We start from the raw sequence: 21,309 nt of genomic DNA, 5'->3' as shown, positions 1-21,309 counted from the left end.
CTGCTTTTGCAAATGTCTCAGATAGAAGTTTAGAATGACGTTTCATAAAACCAGTTAATTTTGCAACTTTTTCTATAAAAGATGGTATAAAAAGTTTAAAAAATCTAGATACTAATCTTGCGATATGCATGGGAAACCTCCTAATCTGAGTACTATTAGACTATAGAGGTTTCCCATTTTTATTGAATTTATTATTGGAAAATTTTATTTATAAGTTAACGCTTATGACTCTTATATTATATTTTATATACAGTATTTTTCAAATTTTTTTAGTTTAAATATAGTTAACATTTTGACTGTTTTAAGAGATACAAGAAGGTGTCGCATGATAAATCATTTGGCGACACCTTCTTGTATTTTTTTGTATTTTATTAAAACCTAGTCTCTAAGTTTAGCACCACAGTTCATTTCAAGTCCATTAAGTACTTTTTTCATTACTTTTTGGATTTCTTCATCTGTAAGTGTACGGTCTTCTGCTCTGAAGATCAGTTTGAATGCTACTGATTTGTAACCTTCTTCGATTTGAGCGCCTTCGTATACGTCGAAGAGTTCTACTTTTTCAAGTAATTTACCACCACGTTGGATGATTACTTTTTCAAGTTCGCCAACAAGTGTTTCTTTAGATACGAGCATTGCAATATCTCTTGTTGTTGCTGGATATTTAGGTAATGCTTTAAATTTAAGTTCTTTGTTAATTGCATTAAGCATTGTAGCTAAATCAAATTCGGCCATGTAAACTCTTGTATCTAAGCTATAGTTTTTAGCTACTTGTGGGTGAATTTCACCGAAGAATCCTGCTTCTTTACCATTGATAAGAAGTGTTGCAGTACGTCCTGGATGCATGAATTCAAGTTCTGTATTTCTTACAAATTCAACTTTAGCAATGTGAAGTGCACTCATAAGTGTTTCAATCATACCTTTGAATGAGAAGAAGTCTACATTTTTGCCATATTGACCAATTGTAAGTTTTTTGATTTCTTGTGGTAATTCATGTTCATATGCATGTTTACCTTCTAAGATAGGAGTTGCATCATCACTTGGTTTGATATATACTTTACCAATTTCATATAAAGCCGCATCTTCTACACGTCTGTTATAGTTTGTTGATAAAGAAGTTAAGATACCATTAAGTGTAGTTGTACGCATGATACTGAAGTCTTCCCCAAGTGGGTTAGTGATTTTCATAACATTTCTTAATGGGCTATCAACTTTGATGCAAAGTTTATCAAATACTTTTGGACTTTCGAATGAGTATGTTAATGCACCATATACACCATGCATGCTCATGATTTGTCTAATTTCATCAATTGTTTTTTGTTCGAATGTTTTAGCACCACGAGTAGGCTCTGCTCTTTCCAGTGTTGGTGTGATTTTATCATAGCCATAAAGTCTAGCTACTTCTTCTGCAAGGTCAGCCATCATTGTTACATCTGTTCTGAATGTAGGAATTGTAACTGTTTTTGCAGCTTGATCTGGAACGAATTCAATAGAAATGAAGTAGTTGATTATTTCTTCTTCTGTAAGACTTGTACCTAAGAAGTTGTTAATCCATTCTACATCGTATGGAATTGTAATGCTTTCTCGTTTACGTGGGTAAGCATCAATTTTGCCACTTACTACTTCACCGCTACCTGTCATATTGATAAGCTGTGCAGCTCTCTCAAGAGCAAGTGTAATATTATTTGGATCAAGTCCTTTTGTATATTTAACTGAAGAATCACTTCTAAGGTTTAATTTTTTAGATGTTTGACGTACATTATAACCGTTGAAATTAGCACATTCAAAGAGAATTGTTGTTGTTTCTTCTGTTACTTTTGAGTTATTGCCACCCATTACACCAGCAAGTGCTACAGTTTTTTCATCATCAGCGATTACGAGCATAGATGGATCAAGTTCTACTTCATCTTCGAATAAAGTAACAAATTTTTCTCCTTCTTTCGCATTTCTTACGTGGATGTTGTGACCTGCAAGTTTGTCATAGTCAAATGCATGCATTGGTTGACCAAATTCAAGTAACATGTAGTTTGTGATATCTACGATGTTGTTAATTGGACGAAGACCTGCTGATAATAAACGGTCTTTAAGCCATTTTGGTGATGGACCAACTTTTACATTTTTGATAATTCTAGCTGCATAACGTGGGCAAAGGTCTTCATTGTGAATTGTAACTGTTGCCATTTCGTTTGCATTACCGCCAACTTCTTCTACTGTGATTTCAGGGAATTTGAATTCTTTACCAAAAGTAGCTGCTGCTTCTCTTGCAATCCCTAAAATACTGAAGCAATCTGCACGATTAGATGTGATTTCATATTCTACAACTTGTTCACCAAGTCCGAAGTATGGTTTAACATCGATTCCAAGCGGCATATCAGCTGGGAATACGTATACGCCATCGTGTGGTGCATCTTCGATATCTTCTTCTGAGAATCCAAGTTCTTCTACAGAACAGAACATCCCTTCTGAAAGTTCTCCTCTAAGTTTACCAGCTTTGATTTTAAGTCCTCCAGCAAGTGTCGCACCGTCTAAAGATACTGGTACAATATCACCTTCGTTAACATTTTTAGCAGCTGTAACGATTTGGATTTCTCTTTCTCCTGCAATATCTACTTGCATGATACGAAGTTTATCTGCATTTGGGTGCTGAGCTACACTTACGATTTTACCAGATACTACTTTAGTAATTTCTTTTCCGCTCTCTTCTACTGCTTCTACTTTTGAGCCAGACATTGTCATTGCATCTACGAATGCGTTAATGTCTACATCAATATCTACATATTGTTTAAGCCATGACATAGGTACGTTCATTGTATTATCTCCTTCCTACTTCCTAAAATTGTGATAAGAAACGAATATCGTTTTCGTAGAATAATCTTAAGTCATTGATACCATATTTGATCATTGCGATACGTTCAAGACCTACACCGAAAGCAAAACCTTGGTATACTGTTGGGTCGATGCCAGCCATTTCAAGAACTTTAGGGTGTACCATACCACATCCGAGGATTTCAATCCATCCTGAGCCTTTACATACGTTACAGCCTTCTCCACCACATACGAAGCAAGATACGTCAACTTCTGCACTTGGTTCTGTGAATGGGAAGTAGTGTGGTCTGAATTTAACTTGTGCTTTATCACCAAATAAAGCTTTAGCAAATTCTGCAAGAACACCTTTAAGGTCCCCAAATGTAATGTTTTTGTCGATTACAAGACCTTCGATTTGGTTGAAGATTGGTGAGTGTGTTGCGTCAACTTCATCTGAACGATATACTCTTCCTGGTGCAATCATACGGATAGGAAGGTTTTCTTTTTCCATAGTGTGAACTTGTACTGGTGATGTTGCTGTACGAAGTACAAGATTGCTATTGAAGTAGAAAGTATCTTGTTCATCACGAGCAGGGTGCTCTTCACCTAAGTTTAAAGCATCGAAGTTGTAATAAGCGTTTTCGATTTCGCGGCCTTCTACGATTTCATATCCCATACCGATGAAGATATTTTGTACTTCTTCCAATGTTTTTTGAAGTGGGTGCATGTGACCTACTTTTAATGTTTTACCTGGCATTGTAATATCTAAAACTTCTTCTTGAAGTTTTTTGTTTTGCTCAGCTTCTTCTAAAGCTACTTTTTTAGATGCAAGAGCTGTTTCGATAGATTCTCTTACCTCATTTGCCATTTGACCAATAACAGGTCTTTCTTCACTGCTTAAGTCTTTCATATTACGAAGTACAGCTGTGAGTTCACCTTTTTTACCAAGGTATTGTACTCTAAGCTCTTCTAAAGTATTAAGAGTATCCGCTGTTTCAATGCTTGCGATCGCACTATGTTTGATCATCTCTAATTTATCTTTCATTTCTTAAAGCTCCTTCCTTAGAATATGGCCTTTGCCAATTTCATTTTTATTGCACTATATTTATAGTATTTACGAAGTTTAACAATCAAAAAAGCTCCGTCCCTAATAAAAGGGACGAAGCCTATAATATACTCCGCGATACCACCCTGATTCTCATAAGTTCCACTTAAGCAGTCTCATTGTAATAAGTCCATTTAACACTGGTACTTTTCATTTACTTAAGGGCTTATAAGCACTCAATAGCTCTAACGTTGCTACCGTTATTCTCTACTCCTTAACTAGCTATATCACCGATACAACTATATGCGCTAAGTTTTAAGAATAAAGCTCCAATGTGAAATTCAAAAACAAGTTTTGCCTAAAGTACTTTCAGCCTAATGATACTTTTCTCTGAGAAGGATACTTGAATTTTACTGTGCATCTTCATTGCTTTTCTATTTTGACAATATAGTACTATTTTACCCTAACGTACTATTTTGTCAAGATTAAAATGCGTTAGTATCCCCTAAAACATAGTCCATGATAAGTTTTGCATCTTTTGCATCTACTTTGCCGCTACCATCTACATCAGCATTTTTAAGTGCAGCTTCATCTAAAGCTATTTTACCATTCATGTAACGTTTTACAACTGCATAGTCTGTAGAGTCTACTTTGCCGTCTTTATTTGCATCACCTTTAACTACTTTGTCAGTTGGTTTTGAATCGTCTGGTTCATCTCCACCAGAACTTGCTGTACCATAGTATTCGCCTAAGCTGATACCATTTGAACCGATAGCTACTTCATGATCAAGACTGATGAATTTACCATCTTTAGTTTGCCATAATGCTGGTTTAAGAAGTGCATATTTATCTTCATCCCATGTATAGAAGTCATACATTACAAGTCCGCCTGTATCTCCTGAGTTTGGATTGTAGCACCAGAATGTATGGTTGATTTTGTTTTCAACGATGAAGTCTCTTAAATCATTGAGCCATTGTTCGTTTTTACCACCATCTAAGAATCCACCCCATTCACCAATTAAAAGAGGTGCTGTATTACTTTCTGCAATGTATGCCCAGTTATCTTTCCAGCAGTCATTGTAAACAGATTCTTTTGTGAAGTCACCTTTGAACCAGTTTTGCATATAAACTGTTGGGCCATAATCATGTGGAGAGTAAACTACTTGATTTTGATGTTCTGGTTTAAGTGTTACAGGATAATCTTTAACACCTCTTAAGTTACCGCCCCACCATGTATAGTAGTAGTGTTCATTTTCGTATTCATCTTGTGTTGTATAATCATATCCTTCTTTTGGATAAGCTTCTACACCTTCGATCATAACAAGTAAGTTAGGGTTGATGTCTAACACTTTATTTGCAACAACTTCTGCTGCATATTTCCAGTTGTTTTCATCTTCAGAACCATCCCATTTTGCCCAAAGTGGTTCATGATATGGTTTACCATGTGGTTCGTTTTCAAGGTCGATAGCTAAGATTGTATCTTCATTTTTGTAACGTTCTGCGAACCATTCAAGAGATGAATGATAGTCATCAATTGTATAACCTTCACCGAACCAAAGTGGATAGTAGTGCCTTTGTCCATCTGATGAAGCACTATGGATATCTAACATGATTTTGATACCATATTTTTTACAAAGTCTTACAGTTTCATCAAAGAGTTGTAAGCTGTCCATATCTTTTAATTCTGGATTAACAAAGTCATTAACATTTGGTTTCTTACCTGAACCATCTTGCCATTCAATAAGAAGTTGTGATGTAGCTGGAATACGTAAGAAGTTAATACCGTGATCAGCCATACCTTTGATTGCTTTTTCTAAGTTAACAGCCCAAATCCCATCGAACATACGTGTATCTGTATTGAATCCGAACCAGTTACATCCTGTAAGCCATACTTCGTTACCGTCTTTATCTACAATTTTGCTTCCTTTTGTTGTAAGCCAGTCATCCCCTGTAGGCGCTACTGTTGCAGCAGATGCTTCCATTGGCATTACCATTGTTCCAACAATCATACTAGCAAGCATTGTGCCACTTAATATTTTTTTAATAAGCTTCATTATATACATCTCCTCCTATCTGTATGTCTCTCTCTTATTTAACCTTTACACTAAGTGATAATTTCTTAAGATCTTTATCTCTTACAGCACCTAATTTTTTAAGTTTAAGTGGTGCACCGTTAAAGTCTTTTTTAGCTGTTACTTTAACAACCATGAATGTACCATCTTCATTCATTAAGTTTTCGCCGTTTTGCTCTGCATCTACATAAGCTACATTTAAAACACCTGTTGTTTCGTGATAACTTGTCACAAGACTTTCTTTTTCACCATCTGTATCTAAAACGCCAGCTGGAACAGCTTCTACGAATTCAAAATTAGCAGCATCTAACTTAAAGTAAAGTCCATGTTATTGATACCTTCTTTGATGTTTTGAATAGCTACTGGAATTTCTACTTCATCGCCTTCTTTTACAGCCACTTTAGGAAGTGTGATTGCGAAATCATAGTCTGTTGTATCTGTTACATCTACAGTAATAACTACATCTTTTCCTGCGCTGAAATCAAGAACATATTTATATGTACCTACTTCTAATCCTTTTAAGTAGCTTTCACTGAAAGTAAATTTGCCATCTGCATCTAATGTATAATCTTCTGCTGCTAATGCTTTACCATTTAATTTAACAGCTTCTAAAGTATTATCATTTAAGCTAATAGCTGTACTTACTTCATTATTAATTGCAACATTTTTATCATATGAAAGATCAGTTTTAGCAACTTGTACATCTGTTACACCTTCTGCAACTGGTTCTTTACCTAAAACAAGCACGCCATCTTCATATAATGGGATATTTTCTACTTCATCAAATGAGAAGTCATTTGATTGATCATAGTTTTTCCAGCCATCATTAGTGAGACGAAGTTGAATTTCAACTACTCCACCTGGTGCAAGAATGCCTGTTCCTTTTGCAAACCCTATTTCTAAATATGTATCTGCATTATCTGTAGGTGCATCCATATCTACAAAAGTTCCTGTAATTTTTTGTGTAAGTGTTGTATAGCTGCCACCTGCGATCATTGATGCATTATCACACCACATACATTGTTTAAAGTCTTGATCTTTTGTATAGTAGTATCTTAATGTATAATTTTCTAATGAAATTTCTTGGCGACTTGTGTTTGTTAATGTAATCTTACTTGCAATTGTATTGCTTTGTGCTTGTGTAGAACTATTTGCATATTCTACTTTAATATTGTTATCTGCACAAAAAGCTGGTGTTACCATCAATGATGATGCTAAAAGTGCTGCACTCATTAATCCTAAACTCCATTTTTTTCTCACCTTAATTCCCCCTATTTCTTCATATTGTGCACTTTTTATTTAAAGTGCCTTACTTTGTAATCAATTAAGCTAATTTATTAGTGTATTTACATCACATCAGCTTCGCTGTTAAGCTTTACCTTTATCTATTGATTTAATTTCATTATAATCCTTGACTTTTTTTTTGACCATATTGCAACCTTATAATGTACTATTTAATTGCATAAAATGTTTAGATTTGACCGTTTTATATTTCTTTGTTATCATTTATTGTGATATTCTACGGACTTATTGAAAGGAGCTTACCCATAATGAATATTCAAAAAGGTAACTGTATTATTGGACAATCAGGAGGTCCTACAGCTGCAATTAACGCATCCCTAAGCGGAGTTTTACAATGTATTTTAGAAAACGGACTATATGATAAAGTATATGGTATGGTAAATGGTATTGAAGGATTACTTCAAGGAAAATACTTGGACTTATCTTCAATTTTCACAACAAAGGAGTCACTTGACAAACTTACAAATACACCAGCAATGTATTTAGGTTCTTGCCGTTTCAAACTTCCTACATGTGAACACTCAGAAGACGTTTACACTATACTTTTTGATTTCTTTGAAACACATCATATTACAACGGTCTTTTATATTGGCGGAAATGATTCAATGGATACTGTGCTTAAATTATCTGCTTATGCAAAAGAAAATAATAAAGAAATTAATGTCATTGGCATTCCAAAGACTATAGATAATGACTTACCAATCACAGACCACACACCTGGATTTGGTAGTGCGGCAAAATATGTCGCAACTTCATTACTTGAAATTGCACATGATACTTATATCTATAATATTCCATCTGTTACAATCGTTGAGATTATGGGACGAAATGCTGGTTGGCTTACTGCTGCTGCGGCACTTGCGCGTACAGAATATTCTCCAGCACCAGATCTTATTTATCTTCCAGAAGTACCATTCAACATGGAACGTTTCATTGAAGATGTAAAGGAAATACAAAAAACACGTAAAAATGTTATTGTAGCTATTTCAGAAGGTATTAAAAATGATAAAGGGGAATATATTTCAGCTTCTTCTAGCTCAGTAGATGCTTTTGGTCACAAACAACTTTGTGGCGCGGGTAAAACTTTAGAAAATACGCTTAAAGATGCTCTCAAATGTAAAGTACGTTCAGTGGAACTCAATGTATTACAACGTGCTGGTGGACATATTGCATCACTTACAGATTTAAATGAGTCTGTAGCTATTGGTAAAGTTGCTGCTTTAGCTGGCGCAGAAGGCGAAACAGCTAAAATGCTTTGCTATAAGCGTACAAGCAATGTACCTTACCAAACAGAAATATTCAGCTACGACATTCATCAAATTGCTAACCTTGAAAAAACTGTACCTACAGAATGGATTTCAGAAAAAGGCAATAATATTACAGAAGAATTTATGGCGTATTTAAGACCACTTATCGAAGGTGAAACAACACTTCGCTTCGAAAACGGTATACCTGCATTTGCAAACATCCGCCATTTACACGATAAAACTTTCTTTAAGAAATAATCATTTTTTAAAGTAGCCTAAAAGATATCTTATCTATAGGCTGCTTTTTTTACATATCAAATCACTATACAAATTGTCACTAAAATTGTATAATAATCTATAAAAATAAAAAACAATTTGTCATCTTCTATGCATTACTTAATGATAGGATTCATTTGACGTACAAGGAGGATTTCATGCATATCGGAATTATTGGGCTCGGCCTTATTGGAGGGTCTATTGCTAAATCATTTAAAAATGTTCATGTTCAAAATAGTTACATCACTGGTTATGACATAAATTCAACTGATCTTAAAACAGCTTACGATGCCGGCATCATTGATAATATTGCACAAAACTGTACTTCTGATTTTGCTAATTGTAGCGTAATCTTTATTTGTACACCAGTTTCTAAAACCGCTGATATTGTAAAAGGACTCTTACCACATATTCATAATGATTGTATTTTAACAGATGTAGGCAGCACAAAGTATGACATCGTTTCACAAGTGACAAAACTTATTGAATCTAGCGACAAACGTGTTTATTTTGTAGGCGGCCATCCTATGACTGGTTCAGAGCGTTTTGGTTATGAAGCATCTTCTGCTCAACTCTTTGAAAATGCTTATTACATGCTCACACCTATGGGAGATACACCAGATTTCATTTTATTTATCTTGCAAAAGCTCATTGAACGTATGGGCGGATTACCTCTTGTACTTTCTGCAACTTATCATGATTTTGCTACTGCTAATATTAGCCACTTACCTCATATTGTAGCAAGCAGTCTTGTCCATCTCATTCGAGATAATGATGGAGAAAAACGTTACCTTCATGATTTATCTGCTGGTGGTTTCAAAGATTTAACACGTATTGCTTCTTCAAATCCAAACATCTGGACCAGTATTTGTTTATCAAATAAAACACAGATTGAACGTGTATTTAAAAATTATCGTAATATTTTAGACCACTTTATAGGCATACTAGAAAAAGGCGATGAAGATGGAATTTACACCTACTTTGATACAGCCCGTATTTATCGTAATACTTTTAAAGAAGGAAATAGCGAACTTGGTAAGAGCTATGCCCTTCATGTAGATGCCAAAGATGAACCTGGTGCAATTGCTGCCATTGCTTCATTATTAAGTGCAAATCAAATCAACATTAAAAACATCGGAATCATTAGTGACCGTGAATTTGATTCAGGGGTACTTAAGATCGTAGTAGGTTCTAAATCAGAACTCTTACGTGCTACAGAAATCTTATCTAAACATCGCTATAATATTTACTATTAGACTACATAGCTCTATCAAATCTATACTACTCACATATAAGGAGGCTTTTATGCTTATTCAACCAATTAACAGTTTAAAAGGGACTATTGAGGTACCTGCAGATAAATCTATTTCTCACCGTGCTGTCATGTTCGGAAGTTTAGCCCTTGGCACAACCCATATTACAAACTTCTTAATGGGTGCAGACTGCCTTTCAACTATTTCATGTTTTAGAAAACTCGGCATTGATATTGAAATTAATGGCAGTGATGTAGTTGTCCATGGCAAAGGACTTCAAGGGCTTACAAAAAGTGAAGAAATCTTAGACTGTGGTAATAGTGGCACAACAGTCCGTTTAATCTCTGGTATTTTATCAGGTCAAGACTTTGAAACAACTTTAACTGGCGATACTTCTATTCAAAAGCGTCCAATGAAACGTGTCATTCTACCACTTAGCCAAATGGGCGCAACAATCGAAGCAAAAGATAATAACTTCTGTCCTATGCATATTAAGCCACATGCTTTAAAAGGGATTACTTATGAATCACCTGTAGCAAGTGCACAAGTTAAATCTTCTATTTTACTTGCCGGCCTCTATGCGGATTCCCCAACAACAGTGAATGAACCTTTTGTTTCTCGTGACCATACAGAACGCATGCTTGAAGCTTTAGGTGCTACACTTGTAAGAGAAGGTACAAAAGTAACGATTATGCCTTGCAACGAACTTCATGCCATTCCTATTGTGGTCCCTGGTGATATTTCTTCTGCTGCTTTCTTTATGGTAGCTGGACTTATCGTACCTGGCAGTGATTTAATCATTAATAATGTAGGCATCAATCCTACGCGCCGCGGCATTTTAGATGTACTTCTTGAAATGGGCGGAGATATTACCCTCCTTAATGAATGCATCGTTGGCGGTGAACCTGTTTGTGATATGCGTGTACGCTATTCTAAACTTCATGGCACAACAGTAGGCGGCAGCGTGATTCCTACTCTTATTGACGAAATTCCTGTACTTGCTGTAGCTGCCCTCTTCGCTTCTGGTACAACTGTGATTAAAGATGCTAAAGAACTCCGCATCAAAGAATCTGACCGTATTGAAGCTATGACTACGGAACTTCATAAAATGGGTGCTAAAATCACACCACAAGAAGACGGTTTCATTATTGAAGGTGACAATACTCTCCACGGTGCAACTTTAGAAACTTACCATGATCACCGTATTGCTATGTCACTTGCTATCGCAAGCTTACTTGCATCATCACCTTCAACTTTATTAAATTCAGAGATTGTTTCTATTTCATTCCCTAACTTCTTTGAATTACTTGAAACATTAAGTCACTAAAATATATTCAAAAAGCAGCTGATCGAGTCAACAACGACTTCGCACAGCTGCTTTTTTGTGCTCCTTTTATCTGTTTTGTGTTTTTTCACTTTTTGCAATTTAATACCAAATGTGTTATTATACAAAAGTATATGTTTTTGGGGTTATTTTTATTCCCAATATATCAATTTCAATAGGAGGTAGCAGCTTATGAAAAAGCATCTCATTTTATTCTTGGTTGTATTTGCATTTTTAATCTTTCCGCTACATGCACATACAACGCAAACAATCACGCTTAATAACTTCCCTTATAAAGCGCTACACAATATACAAATCATAGATGAAACCACCTATATTAGTCTTGATGATATTTTAAGACTAACTTATAGTACTAGTACCCAAAATAAAAATGATTTAAAGATCAATTTCAATGGCCTAATACTAAATACACGACTCAATAGCCGTATCATTCAATCAAGTATGGATAAATACATACTTCGTAAACCCATTATAAAAGTGGATGAAGTCATTTATTTCCCAGTAGAGTTTTTTACAGTATTAAATTATCCAGTAACTGTTACAGATACAGCACTAGCTTTTAATTCACCTGTACCTTATTCTACTTCTACAGACCGTTACAAAGATCATATCAAAATTGCTGTACATGATCAAAAGCTTACTGAGTTAGTATGTGCCCTCACTACAACATCTGAAGAAGGCGAGATGGTTATTAAAAACGCCATTAAAAACAATCATTACTTAGTCATTCCTTATAAATCACCAAGTAAAGATTTAATTCAATCTTTCAATAAACAAATCCGTGAATCACTTCCTATGGAAATTATTATACGTGAAGGGGATTTCTTGGATAAAATACCTAGTTTAGCAGGCTTAAAAACATTACCTATTACACTGGAATTAAAAAATGATACATTAACTTTAAAACTTGATAAAACCACATTTTCACCAACTTGCTTTGAGATTGCCTTCAACCCAAGTGCTTATGAAGATGTCATAGATAGTGAAAAAACAGTGGATGCTATGCTGATGCGTCTTGTGTATCATTACGTTAGAGATTACTATAGTTTAAAAGATGATTTAAACTTCTCAGACATTTCAACTATTGAAATAAAGCGTTCTGATACAATGCATTTTAATGTATATTCTGATTATATTCTTGATAGTGCACCCGTCCATTATGAAATGACTATTTCAAAGCAAATGCATCCAGACCGCATCAGTTATGTAGTAGAACTTATAAAGTGTGAAAATTAATTTGATACCACAAAAGGCAAACTTGTATTTTTTACCTTTTATGGTATTTTTTATTATCCATTTATAAACTTCGTTAATATTATAGTAGTGAATTAATTTTATAAAGAGGAATGAATATGAATAAGAACCTTTTTAAACTTATTGTTACTTTCTACGGCTTCTATCTCTTCTATGAATCATTCTAAAAAAAGCTTACATTACCGTAGCTCTGAACTAGCCAATACATCCAATACTGCTAATCCATCTAGCAGTAATTCTAATACTACCAATGATCCTAATATGAATAATGATCCTACCTACCCTTATATAAACTCTAGCACAACTACTGTTAACCCTTATACGAATAATAATAATAATAATAATAATAATAATTCTTACCCTATGAATAATCCTTCTAATAATAATGCTTCCACTAATAATACCACTTCTATACCTAATATGGAAGGTTCTGCAACTTTTAATCCGCATACTTTTTCACCTATCGAGTCTGCTAGTAGCACAACTACTTCTAATTCATTTATTCCTATGGGACCTATCTTTAATGAAAAAGTAGATGCACTACTTCCTAATAACTTAGAACCACGCTTCGTCTTACCACCACTTCCTTATGCTTATGATGCTTTAGAACCATATATTGATGAAGCGACCTTACGTATTCATCATAACCGTCATCATCAAACCTATATTAATAATCTCAATACCGCTATTTCAAGATATCCTGATATCTATGCTTATAATTTAGGCCAAATGCTCACTTATACTGACAGATTTCCAATTGATATTCAATCCGCTATTACGCAAAATGGCGGTGGCCATTATAACCATACTTCTATTGGAATATTATGTCTCCTGATGGCGGCGACACACCTACTGGTGCCATTGGCGACGAAATTAACCGTCAGTTTGGCTCATTTTCTAATTTTAAACGCGCCTTTACTGCTGCTGCTTTAAGTGTTTTCGGCTCTGGTTATGCTTGGCTCGTTCTCACACTTGGTGGCCGCTTAGAAATCATCACAACACGTAATCAAGATACACCACTATCACTCAACGCTTTACCACTTTTAGCCATAGATGTATGGGAACATGCATATTATCTCAAACACCAAAATGAGCGTGCACGCTATATTGAAGACTTCTTTAATGTCATTAACTGGCCTTACGTAAATAGCATCTTTGAAGCTGCAATGGAAAGTAGATATGCTAAATAGTCATTGGGAGTAGGGGATGCTACTAGCCCCCTCTACTCCCTCTTTTTTTAATAAATCGGATTTGATATAAAGCGTTTTTTTATTTGGTTTATTGCGGAACTCTTTGGGCTACAGTCTATCCAGAAAGGTATTTTTATGATATGATGAAAGTTATGAATTCAAGGTTATGAAAGGTATATACTTATGAACTTTAAATCACTTGGTATTAATGACGATACAATTAAAATCTTAAAACGTTCGGGGATTGTTTCTCCTACTCCTATTCAAGCACAAGCTATTCCATTTATTAAAGCTGGAAAAGATGTCATTGGTGAAGCCCAAACAGGGACAGGTAAAACGCTTGCCTTCTTACTTCCTCTTTTTGAAAACATCAATTCGAAAATGGCACAAGTACAAGTCCTTATCCTTTCTCCAACAAGAGAACTTGCACTTCAAATCACAAATGAAGCCGAAAAACTTGCAGAAGGCCGTGATATTAATGTACTTGCTGTATATGGTGGAAAAGATCCAAATAAACAAATTAAAAAATTAAACAATGGTGCTCATGTAGTCATTGCCACACCAGGAAGACTCTTAGATTATATTGGTCGTAAAACAATTGACCTTCGTCATACTAAAACTTTCGTATTAGATGAAGCTGACCAAATGCTCTTTATGGGATTCAAAAATGAAGTAGAATCTGTTATTTTACAACTTCCAAAGAAACGTCAAACACTTTGCTTCTCTGCTACAATGAATACAGCTGTTAAGAAACTTGCTTACCGCTATACAAAAAACCCAGCTGTTGTAAGCATCAAAAAACAAGAAGTCACTTTATCAGGCATTCGTCAAGACTTGTAGAAACTACAGATCGTTGGAAACAATCAAGTCTCCTTAAAGCACTTGAAGAAGATAATCCATTCTTAGCCATTATCTTCTGTCGTACAAAACGCCGTGTAGATGCTTTATATGAAGCACTCAAAAGTCGTGACTTCAATGTGGCTAAACTTCATAGCGACGTCCTTCAATCTAAACGCGAACGCATTATGAAATCATTTAGAAAAGCAGATATCCAATACTTAGTTGCTACAGACGTAGCCGCTAGAGGATTAGATGTAACAGGGGTAACACATATTTATAACTATGATATTCCTGAAACACCTGAAATCTATATTCACCGTATTGGCCGTACAGGACGTGCTGGGGAAGACGGATATACTTGTATGTTTATTGATCCTAAAAATAAAGAAACATTAATGGAAATTGAGAAAGCTATTAAGATGCAAATTCCTCGTAGGTCTATCGAAATAGAACGCTAGGAGGTTAACTAAATGGCCAGTGGGCGTAACCACCCCTACTAACTACACCTTCCGTAATTTGTGATGTGCTTAGAGAAGAGAATGAAACGGCGAAAACCTCTTTCATTCTCTTCTCTAAGCACATCATCAAAATTACTTCACAGGTAGATTAGCAGGAACATAAAAAGAGGCATTGCAAAATTTGCAATGCCTCTTTTTGATTAGTCGTTACATTGGTGTTACAATTAAGCTTTAACTACATTAGCAGCTTGATCGCCACGGTTTCCTTGAACGATTTCGAAAGTTACTTTTTGGCCTTCTTCAAGAGTTTTGAATCCATCACCTTGAATAGCTGAGAAGTGTACGAATACGTCGTCTCCGTCTTCTCTTGCGATAAATCCAAATCCTTTTTCTGCGTTAAACCATTTAACTGTACCTTGATTCATAGTGGTACCTCCTTAAAAATAATTACACATATTTCAAGCCAAAAAATAAAATTCACATGTTGCCACAAACAACATTACCCCTCATACCATCTGCTGCATTGTCTAAAGGGCAATATAGTCTCTGATAACATGTGAAATTTAGAAGTTGCTTTAAATATATTATAGTTATTATATGCTTAACCCCTTATTTTGTCAAGAAAAAATAATAGATTTCCTTACTTTTAAATATTATTATTTGTTTTTTGTATTTTTTACATTTATTTCAAACTTGACTGAAATAAATAAACAAACCTTATCTAGATTTAATTTTAGATAAGATTTGTTTATTTACCCACGCCTCTTGATCACATTCAGCAAATTATCATTATCTACCTACACAGGTGTTATCTTCTTTACGATCTCTTAAGGCTTTAATGGGATTTTCTGCTACTTCGAATCGATAATCTTTGCCTTTCTTACGAATAGTCTTTTCAATGACTTTATGACTTGGCACTTGACCTACTGGTTCATTGAGGGCATCTTGCATCATGAAGAATTTATCGTCTGGGCATAATTTGTCTACATTTACATAGTCTTCGCGTTTAGAAGTAAGTTGTACAGTATTCTTTAAAACGTGGCGTACATATTCGATATTAGAACCTAATTTAAGAAGTTCTGGGAATTCACCGTCTGGAATTACCTCTTTCCAGCACTTACCTTCGTATTTTTCTAAGAGTTTAGCTACATATTGAAGTGATGAAACTTCTTGCATATAGTGGTATTCCCATATCTTCCTAATATAAGGGTCTACTTCACTGCAATAGCATGAATAGTATAAATAACACTCGTTATATTTATGCATGAGTAAATTTTCAAGCCAGCTTAATCTTGGGTCTAATAAGCTCTCATATTGGCTAACGTGTTCTTCTTCAACAGAGCCTATTTCTTGATATAATTGTCTACCTAAATCTGAACAGTAGATATTGGCAACATTCATATAATAATTCATGGTTTGTTGTTCCGCTGCGGTAATAATAGAAATATTTAGTTTTGTAATTGGACATGCTGTTTCAAAGTCTACCCAATACTTAATGTTGTCTGTAGGAAATCTATGATGTGAAATCGTTGGTCTACCTGGCATAATTTCTGTATAATGTCCTACTAAGCATTCCATCTTTTCCCCATATTCAAAGTAGCCTAAATCTGAATAACGGTAAAGGTGATCAAAATCTTCTAATAAAGCAAAGTCTAAAGCCATTTTAACATAACAATCAGGTTCTCTTTGGGCAAGTTCAGCCGTTAAATCTACAGCCAGTTGTTCATAGCCTATAGTATGCTCTAATATGGTTTCATCTGCTGGTTTTAAGACGCTAATAACTTTCTGCTGCTGCTGATCTAATCTTCTTAAAATAGAAATGCCCCTTCTAATATTGTTATCTGTGCAATTACGTGTAAATTGATGTCCAAAGAAGATAGATTCGATTTCTGTACCATTCATTAAAATAACTCTTGTTCTTGTATAAGGATTAACCTCATATTTGTCATAAGGTCTAGGATAAATACATTTCCAGTTATCAAAGTAGTTTTCTACAGGTATAGCTTTCTCTAAAAATGGATTCAATTCTTTCCCCCTATTAAATTTCCTCTCACTTTTAATTTATTCATTTAAGCCTTATCACGTGCCTATTATGTATGCATAATATCACGAATAATGTCCATTACTTCCGCCTGCGTATTCTCCTCAATAAAATCAATAATATGGTCTAACATGCTATCGCATTGCCCCGTATGATCACCTATGGCTGCAATGCCTATAACAATAATTTGATGGGTATCCTGCTCCCCAATCTCTGCCACACTTACATTAAACTTATTCTTCACCTTCCCCATAATGCTCTTAACAACCATTCGCTTTTCCTTAAGAGAATGTACAAAAGGCGCATGCATCTTCACTTCCAATGTACCTACTAACATAACTTGTCCTCACTTTCACTTATTTCCTCTATTCTATCATGACTCCTTTTCCCCTATACTATTCAGTTCCATCCTTCTTTCCTACGCCCAAATGTAAGTTGCTTCAAAAGTAAGCGGGAGTAGCCGCAGATACTAATCTACCTCTGGAGTAATCTGTTGCACCTCTTATCAAATTTAGATGATCACAGATTACAGAAGGTGTAGTTAGTAGCTACGGCTACTCCCGTGAGCCCTTTTGTAACAATCCCTTACATTCTATCCTACTGCGCCCTCTATGCGTGGGAAAATATAAACTGAATGACTATATTTATCATAATTAACTTCTAGTCCTAAATTCTCTGCAATAAATCTTAGTGGTACCATGACACGGCCATTATAGCGCATAGGGGCTGCATCCATATAGACATAGTCAAATTGATAACCCGTATCATAACTATAACCATAATATAATTGTGAATAATATTCCCCTACATATAAACTAATCATTAAGTGGCCTTCAATATCATAAATATCTACACCTTCTACTTCAGGAAGCCACTGCACTCTACAGCCTAAAGCTTCTGTCACAGCTCTTAAAGGTACCATTGTTCGATCATTTACTGTAATAGAAGGCGTATCTGTGTATACTCTATAACCCTCTACATAAATGGCTGGCCCTGTTTGATAATAGCTTGCCTGCGTTACCATTGGTATAAATAATAATGCGAAACAAAGTAACCATGCAATAATCTTCCTAGCCTTACGCCTTTTAACCATGGACATCCCCCCATATGAAATATGATTTGATATCCTATCATATGCATATCTAGCTTACTATATACCGTCATTATAAACCACTGCTTTATCTTTATTATTACGTTACTCTACTTTCATATACTATTCACTTAAATAAGCTTGTAACTTCTCAGCAAGTTTGCCCATATGTATGCCATCTACAAAAGAATGATGGGCCTCTATTGAAAATGGTAAAACAATCTTACCATCCTTTTCATAAAATTTTCCCCAGTCAAACATAGGTACTGCATTATACTTCTTCCCTGAGTTTGTATGTGAAATATGAGTGAAGCTAATCCAAGGAAGAACTGAAAATTGATAAACCCCATTTCCTACTGGACCTGTAAAATACACTTTTTGTGTTGCTATAATTTGCTTTGTCTTCTCAATGAAAGTATCTATATCATCTTCCATAGGCGCCACTATATTTTTCATCACTTCTGTTTCTAGATTTAAATAAGTAAAGGATACCTCTAAATCTTCATAAAGCACAGCTCGCCATCCTCAAAGCGATAACGAAAAGCTTCTATTTCATTGGCACACTTTGTAATGGCATATACCATAGCTAATGTAAATGACCAATGATTTGCCTTTACCTTTTCATAAAACTTAGTAATATCTAATTCAAAACTAATATCATATTGTGGCTGCATATACTCCTTAAAAATATTGTAATGCATATTACGTTCCCACTTTGTCACATCTACTTTTTTATATGTTGGCATGACTTTTCCCCCTTTAATAAATTAATAAATTATTAAATTATTATCTTCTGCTTAATATATCACATTCCCTCCACTATTTATGTCGTATTTTGTGGTTATTATCATAGTTATTACGCCATACACCTTTATCCTAATTTTTCCTTATCATTGGCGTATATCTTACCCCATTGGTAGACTGCTCCTTATCTGAGGCCCTAAATCCTAATTTCTCATAAATAGGCATAGCATAAGGTGCTGCATTAACGGTCATTTCATCCTGTGGGCACTTAGCAGCTACCACTTCAAAAAGCTTTCTGCCGATGCCTTGCCCATGATACTACCTGCTACAAAGAATAAGGCCACATGACTTCCCTCGTTTCGTGTGGCAATGACGCCCACAAGCTCCTTTTCTCTAAAAGCCCCAAATATTTGCAGCACACTTAAATAGTTAGGATCATGAATACTTTTATAAAATTCCTCAACACCTTCTTTAGGATACTCAGGTTCTTCATAGACTTTAAATACTTCCCAAACTAATTCAAGTGCCTTACTTATTTGGTCATCATTTAATTGTTTGATAGTTATTTCTTCCACTGCCTCATTCCTCCTATTTATTTAATATACTTTACCTTATATCTCTCCCTATAGTATTTCTAGTTTCTTATGATTTTTATAAATCCTTATAGCACACTATATTTTCTATGGGTTCCCATATTTTTATAGGTTTTTATAATAGACATCATTAGCTTCATCATATAAAAATCCAGCAGACACTAATGTATTTCTAGAAGCCTTGTTATCACATTCTGGTTGAACGATAATCCTTTTAGTAGGTGTATATTTCTCCACTTCTTTTATTAAAGCCCTCACACTTTCTCTCCCATAACCTTTACCTAAATAAGCTTCCTCTCCTATCATATAATCTAAGCACCGCTTACATCTGCCTCATGATGCCAAGTCTCACCTCCTAGAGCATAATCATAATACTGACAAAAGCCAATGGCCTGCCCTGCTACTTCCCCTGCTACTTCTATCATGAAATGGTCTAAGCTTCATTTTTTCCATGGTCCTATCATCTCCTCTTTTATAATAATTTAAACTTAGAAACACTATACCATAGACCCTTTAAATTTCATGTCGTTTTTGTCATATAAATAATAGGATATATATTTTAATGCTATCCTATTCGACAGTTACTATAACGCTGCTCATATTCAAAGACTTCATCCATGGTATAAGCCCTATATTCCTCCAGCTTTTTTAAGATAGCTTGGGCATAATCAAAGCCTTTGCCCTTGTTTCCTGCTGTCTCTATGGCATAAAGCAGCACAGTTTTTTCAAAACTTCTTAACAAAATCATAAGCTTTTCTCTCACCTGTGGTGCAGGTTTCATTCCAAAAGCCCTTTGATAAGCCAGTTTAATTTCTAAATCACACTCAGTTAAACCATCATAATCCGCCACAACAACAGATGTTTTTTCAGCAACATAATCTTGTTGTTATTTATGTTTTTGATTACTTAATGTGTTATTATTTATAGTCTTATTCTCTAAAGTTTTATTAATATAAGCCCCCCTCTCGGCATAAGACGCCCCTTCTAAAGATGCTTCCACCAGAGATGCCTTAGCGGCTGCTGGCTGAACTTCCTCTGCACCTTGTTGCATCCCTTTCTCTTGCTGCATTTCTTTATGATATGCCGCTTTTTTAGCAGCTTTTCCATATACCTTAAAACAGCCACTACTTAATGAAGCTTTATCTTTGTACAGCAATTTTTCTTCATTGTTTGCATGACTCATGTTGTTTGCATAACCTGTGTTACTTGCATAACCTGTGTTACTTGTATGACTTGTGTTGCCTATATAACTCGTGTTACCTGTATAACTTGTATTACTTATATCATTCCCATGGCTATCATTGCTTTTTATACTGACTTTTAAATCATTGTCTTCTTGTACTGGCACTTTATCTCCTTCATCTTTCCCTAATTGTGGCACATCAAAAAGTTCATATTCATAATAAAATATACCTTTTTCACCTTTTAATTTATGCTACACAAGATACCCTGTCTCCTTTAACTGTTTCCACATACGATTAAAGGCCTTTTGTCCTAAATCTGTTACCTTTTGTAAATACCTTTATAAAGGGTAAAGTCTGGGATGGAAATATAATAATTAATCATATTATGAAGTATTTTTGTATCCATATCTAAACGTTCATCAAACAGCATCACATTACTCGCTGCTGTAAAAGTTGCTTTTTTATTTCTAAATTTGCCGGTTGTTTGCATAGGTAAGACCTTCTTTCTTAAATTTTCTCTTACCTGCATATATATCATCTAAAATAAACTTTCCCTAAAAATTTTGGCTCATC

The 21,309-nt window shown here is 34.9% G+C and carries 20 protein-coding genes, 3 pseudogenes and 1 other annotated feature; of the genes and pseudogenes, 8 read left to right on the top strand and 15 right to left on the bottom strand.

Features of this window, described 5'->3' with window-relative positions:
- Window positions 1–378 precede the first annotated feature (378 nt).
- The 5 genes and pseudogenes from pheT to JCM14822_RS14990 all read right to left on the bottom strand — a co-directional run bounded on the left by pheT (window position 379) and on the right by JCM14822_RS14990 (window position 7,179).
- A complete protein-coding gene (gene pheT, locus JCM14822_RS15010; RefSeq protein ID WP_054743162.1) occupies window positions 379–2,805 on the bottom strand; it encodes a phenylalanine--tRNA ligase subunit beta in 2,427 nt (808 codons plus the stop codon).
- Window positions 2,806–2,827: 22 nt separating this feature from the next.
- The gene (gene pheS, locus JCM14822_RS15005; RefSeq protein WP_054743161.1) at window positions 2,828–3,847 is read right to left on the bottom strand and encodes a phenylalanine--tRNA ligase subunit alpha; all 1,020 of its coding nucleotides are present in this window, start codon (window positions 3,845–3,847) and stop codon (window positions 2,828–2,830) included.
- A gap of 107 nt (window positions 3,848–3,954) precedes the next feature.
- Window positions 3,955–4,283: a binding site (T-box leader), on the bottom strand.
- 49 nt (window positions 4,284–4,332) lie between these two features.
- Window positions 4,333–5,901, bottom strand: a complete 1,569-nt coding sequence (locus JCM14822_RS15000) for a cellulase family glycosylhydrolase (protein ID WP_054743160.1) — start codon at window positions 5,899–5,901, stop codon at window positions 4,333–4,335.
- A gap of 34 nt (window positions 5,902–5,935) precedes the next feature.
- Window positions 5,936–6,175: pseudogene (locus JCM14822_RS14995) on the bottom strand (hypothetical protein); the annotation flags it as partial.
- A gap of 50 nt (window positions 6,176–6,225) precedes the next feature.
- Window positions 6,226–7,179: a cellulose binding domain-containing protein gene (locus JCM14822_RS14990; protein WP_054743158.1), complete on the bottom strand. Its 954-nt coding sequence runs from the start codon at window positions 7,177–7,179 to the stop codon at window positions 6,226–6,228.
- A gap of 296 nt (window positions 7,180–7,475) precedes the next feature.
- Between JCM14822_RS14990 and JCM14822_RS14985 the strand changes: the two genes are divergently transcribed.
- From JCM14822_RS14985 to JCM14822_RS24065, 8 genes are all read left to right on the top strand, one after another.
- Window positions 7,476–8,726 (top strand): 6-phosphofructokinase, encoded by a 1,251-nt coding sequence (locus JCM14822_RS14985; protein ID WP_054743163.1) that lies wholly within the window; start codon window positions 7,476–7,478, stop codon window positions 8,724–8,726.
- Window positions 8,727–8,902: 176 nt separating this feature from the next.
- Window positions 8,903–10,000, top strand: a complete 1,098-nt coding sequence (locus JCM14822_RS14980) for a prephenate dehydrogenase/arogenate dehydrogenase family protein (protein WP_054743157.1) — start codon at window positions 8,903–8,905, stop codon at window positions 9,998–10,000.
- 49 nt (window positions 10,001–10,049) lie between these two features.
- Window positions 10,050–11,324, top strand: coding sequence for a 3-phosphoshikimate 1-carboxyvinyltransferase (aroA, locus tag JCM14822_RS14975; RefSeq protein ID WP_054743156.1), 1,275 nt, complete (start codon window positions 10,050–10,052; stop codon window positions 11,322–11,324).
- Window positions 11,325–11,513: 189 nt separating this feature from the next.
- Entirely contained in the window at window positions 11,514–12,578 is a 1,065-nt protein-coding gene (locus tag JCM14822_RS14970; protein WP_054743155.1) for a hypothetical protein, read from the top strand.
- A 171-nt stretch (window positions 12,579–12,749) separates the two neighbouring features.
- Complete coding sequence (locus JCM14822_RS25170; RefSeq protein WP_278287235.1) at window positions 12,750–13,529, top strand: superoxide dismutase; 780 nt, start codon at window positions 12,750–12,752, stop codon at window positions 13,527–13,529.
- Window positions 13,421–13,786 carry a superoxide dismutase gene (locus JCM14822_RS25165; RefSeq protein ID WP_278287234.1) on the top strand — a complete coding sequence of 122 codons (366 nt, stop codon included), beginning with the start codon at window positions 13,421–13,423 and terminating at the stop codon, window positions 13,784–13,786. The genes JCM14822_RS25170 and JCM14822_RS25165 overlap by 109 nt, the downstream gene beginning before the upstream one ends.
- A gap of 183 nt (window positions 13,787–13,969) precedes the next feature.
- Window positions 13,970–14,626: a DEAD/DEAH box helicase gene (locus JCM14822_RS24070; RefSeq protein ID WP_330377577.1), complete on the top strand. Its 657-nt coding sequence runs from the start codon at window positions 13,970–13,972 to the stop codon at window positions 14,624–14,626.
- Entirely contained in the window at window positions 14,602–15,084 is a 483-nt protein-coding gene (locus JCM14822_RS24065) for a C-terminal helicase domain-containing protein (RefSeq protein WP_330377581.1), read from the top strand. Before JCM14822_RS24070 ends, JCM14822_RS24065 begins: the two co-directional genes overlap by 25 nt.
- A 224-nt stretch (window positions 15,085–15,308) precedes the next feature.
- Here the strand turns inward: JCM14822_RS24065 and JCM14822_RS14955 are convergent, their stop codons facing one another.
- From JCM14822_RS14955 to JCM14822_RS14910, 10 genes and pseudogenes are all read right to left on the bottom strand, one after another.
- Window positions 15,309–15,509 (bottom strand): cold-shock protein, encoded by a 201-nt coding sequence (locus tag JCM14822_RS14955; RefSeq protein WP_054743154.1) that lies wholly within the window; start codon window positions 15,507–15,509, stop codon window positions 15,309–15,311.
- A gap of 364 nt (window positions 15,510–15,873) precedes the next feature.
- On the bottom strand, window positions 15,874–17,109 hold the full coding sequence (locus JCM14822_RS14950) for a hypothetical protein (protein WP_054743153.1): 1,236 nt from the start codon (window positions 17,107–17,109) through the stop codon (window positions 15,874–15,876).
- A gap of 65 nt (window positions 17,110–17,174) precedes the next feature.
- Window positions 17,175–17,462 carry a DUF503 domain-containing protein gene (locus JCM14822_RS14945; protein ID WP_054743152.1) on the bottom strand — a complete coding sequence of 96 codons (288 nt, stop codon included), beginning with the start codon at window positions 17,460–17,462 and terminating at the stop codon, window positions 17,175–17,177.
- Between the two features lie 255 nt (window positions 17,463–17,717).
- Entirely contained in the window at window positions 17,718–18,218 is a 501-nt protein-coding gene (locus tag JCM14822_RS14940) for a copper amine oxidase N-terminal domain-containing protein (protein WP_054743151.1), read from the bottom strand.
- Between the two features lie 120 nt (window positions 18,219–18,338).
- A pseudogene (locus tag JCM14822_RS23225) lies at window positions 18,339–18,916 on the bottom strand (CatA-like O-acetyltransferase).
- A gap of 175 nt (window positions 18,917–19,091) precedes the next feature.
- Window positions 19,092–19,534: pseudogene (locus JCM14822_RS14930) on the bottom strand (GNAT family N-acetyltransferase).
- A 123-nt stretch (window positions 19,535–19,657) separates the two neighbouring features.
- Window positions 19,658–19,858, bottom strand: coding sequence for a GNAT family N-acetyltransferase (locus JCM14822_RS14925; RefSeq protein ID WP_054743150.1), 201 nt, complete (start codon window positions 19,856–19,858; stop codon window positions 19,658–19,660).
- A 259-nt stretch (window positions 19,859–20,117) separates the two neighbouring features.
- The gene (locus JCM14822_RS14920) at window positions 20,118–20,402 is read right to left on the bottom strand and encodes a DnaD domain protein (RefSeq protein WP_054743149.1); all 285 of its coding nucleotides are present in this window, start codon (window positions 20,400–20,402) and stop codon (window positions 20,118–20,120) included.
- A 36-nt stretch (window positions 20,403–20,438) separates the two neighbouring features.
- Window positions 20,439–20,933 (bottom strand): hypothetical protein, encoded by a 495-nt coding sequence (locus tag JCM14822_RS14915; protein ID WP_054743148.1) that lies wholly within the window; start codon window positions 20,931–20,933, stop codon window positions 20,439–20,441.
- Between the two features lie 122 nt (window positions 20,934–21,055).
- A complete protein-coding gene (locus JCM14822_RS14910; protein ID WP_157047810.1) occupies window positions 21,056–21,265 on the bottom strand; it encodes a hypothetical protein in 210 nt (69 codons plus the stop codon).
- Window positions 21,266–21,309 lie beyond the last annotated feature (44 nt).

This window comes from Cellulosilyticum ruminicola JCM 14822 (assembly GCF_001311925.1).
Lineage (GTDB): Bacteria > Bacillota > Clostridia > Lachnospirales > Cellulosilyticaceae > Cellulosilyticum > Cellulosilyticum ruminicola.
Note: the sequence above shows the minus strand (reverse complement) of the source record. Positions and strands in the feature narration are given on the sequence as shown.

Bases quoted from the DNA above. Each gene is read 5' to 3' on its own strand.
- pheT (WP_054743162.1), bottom strand. From the start codon at position 2,805: ATGAACGTACCTATGTCATGGCTTAAACAATATGTAGATATTGATGTA.
- pheS (WP_054743161.1), bottom strand. From the start codon at position 3,847: ATGAAAGATAAATTAGAGATGATCAAACATAGTGCGATCGCAAGCATT.
- JCM14822_RS15000 (WP_054743160.1), bottom strand. From the start codon at position 5,901: ATGAAGCTTATTAAAAAAATATTAAGTGGCACAATGCTTGCTAGTATG.
- JCM14822_RS14980 (WP_054743157.1), top strand. From the start codon at position 8,903: ATGCATATCGGAATTATTGGGCTCGGCCTTATTGGAGGGTCTATTGCT.
- aroA (WP_054743156.1), top strand. From the start codon at position 10,050: ATGCTTATTCAACCAATTAACAGTTTAAAAGGGACTATTGAGGTACCT.
- JCM14822_RS14970 (WP_054743155.1), top strand. From the start codon at position 11,514: ATGAAAAAGCATCTCATTTTATTCTTGGTTGTATTTGCATTTTTAATC.
- JCM14822_RS25170 (WP_278287235.1), top strand. From the start codon at position 12,750: ATGAATCATTCTAAAAAAAGCTTACATTACCGTAGCTCTGAACTAGCC.
- JCM14822_RS25165 (WP_278287234.1), top strand. From the start codon at position 13,421: ATGTCTCCTGATGGCGGCGACACACCTACTGGTGCCATTGGCGACGAA.
- JCM14822_RS24070 (WP_330377577.1), top strand. From the start codon at position 13,970: ATGAACTTTAAATCACTTGGTATTAATGACGATACAATTAAAATCTTA.
- JCM14822_RS14955 (WP_054743154.1), bottom strand. From the start codon at position 15,509: ATGAATCAAGGTACAGTTAAATGGTTTAACGCAGAAAAAGGATTTGGA.
- JCM14822_RS14945 (WP_054743152.1), bottom strand. From the start codon at position 17,462: ATGTTAGTAGGTACATTGGAAGTGAAGATGCATGCGCCTTTTGTACAT.
- JCM14822_RS14940 (WP_054743151.1), bottom strand. From the start codon at position 18,218: ATGGTTAAAAGGCGTAAGGCTAGGAAGATTATTGCATGGTTACTTTGT.
- JCM14822_RS14925 (WP_054743150.1), bottom strand. From the start codon at position 19,858: ATGATAGGAGAGGAAGCTTATTTAGGTAAAGGTTATGGGAGAGAAAGT.
- JCM14822_RS14910 (WP_157047810.1), bottom strand. From the start codon at position 21,265: ATGCAGGTAAGAGAAAATTTAAGAAAGAAGGTCTTACCTATGCAAACA.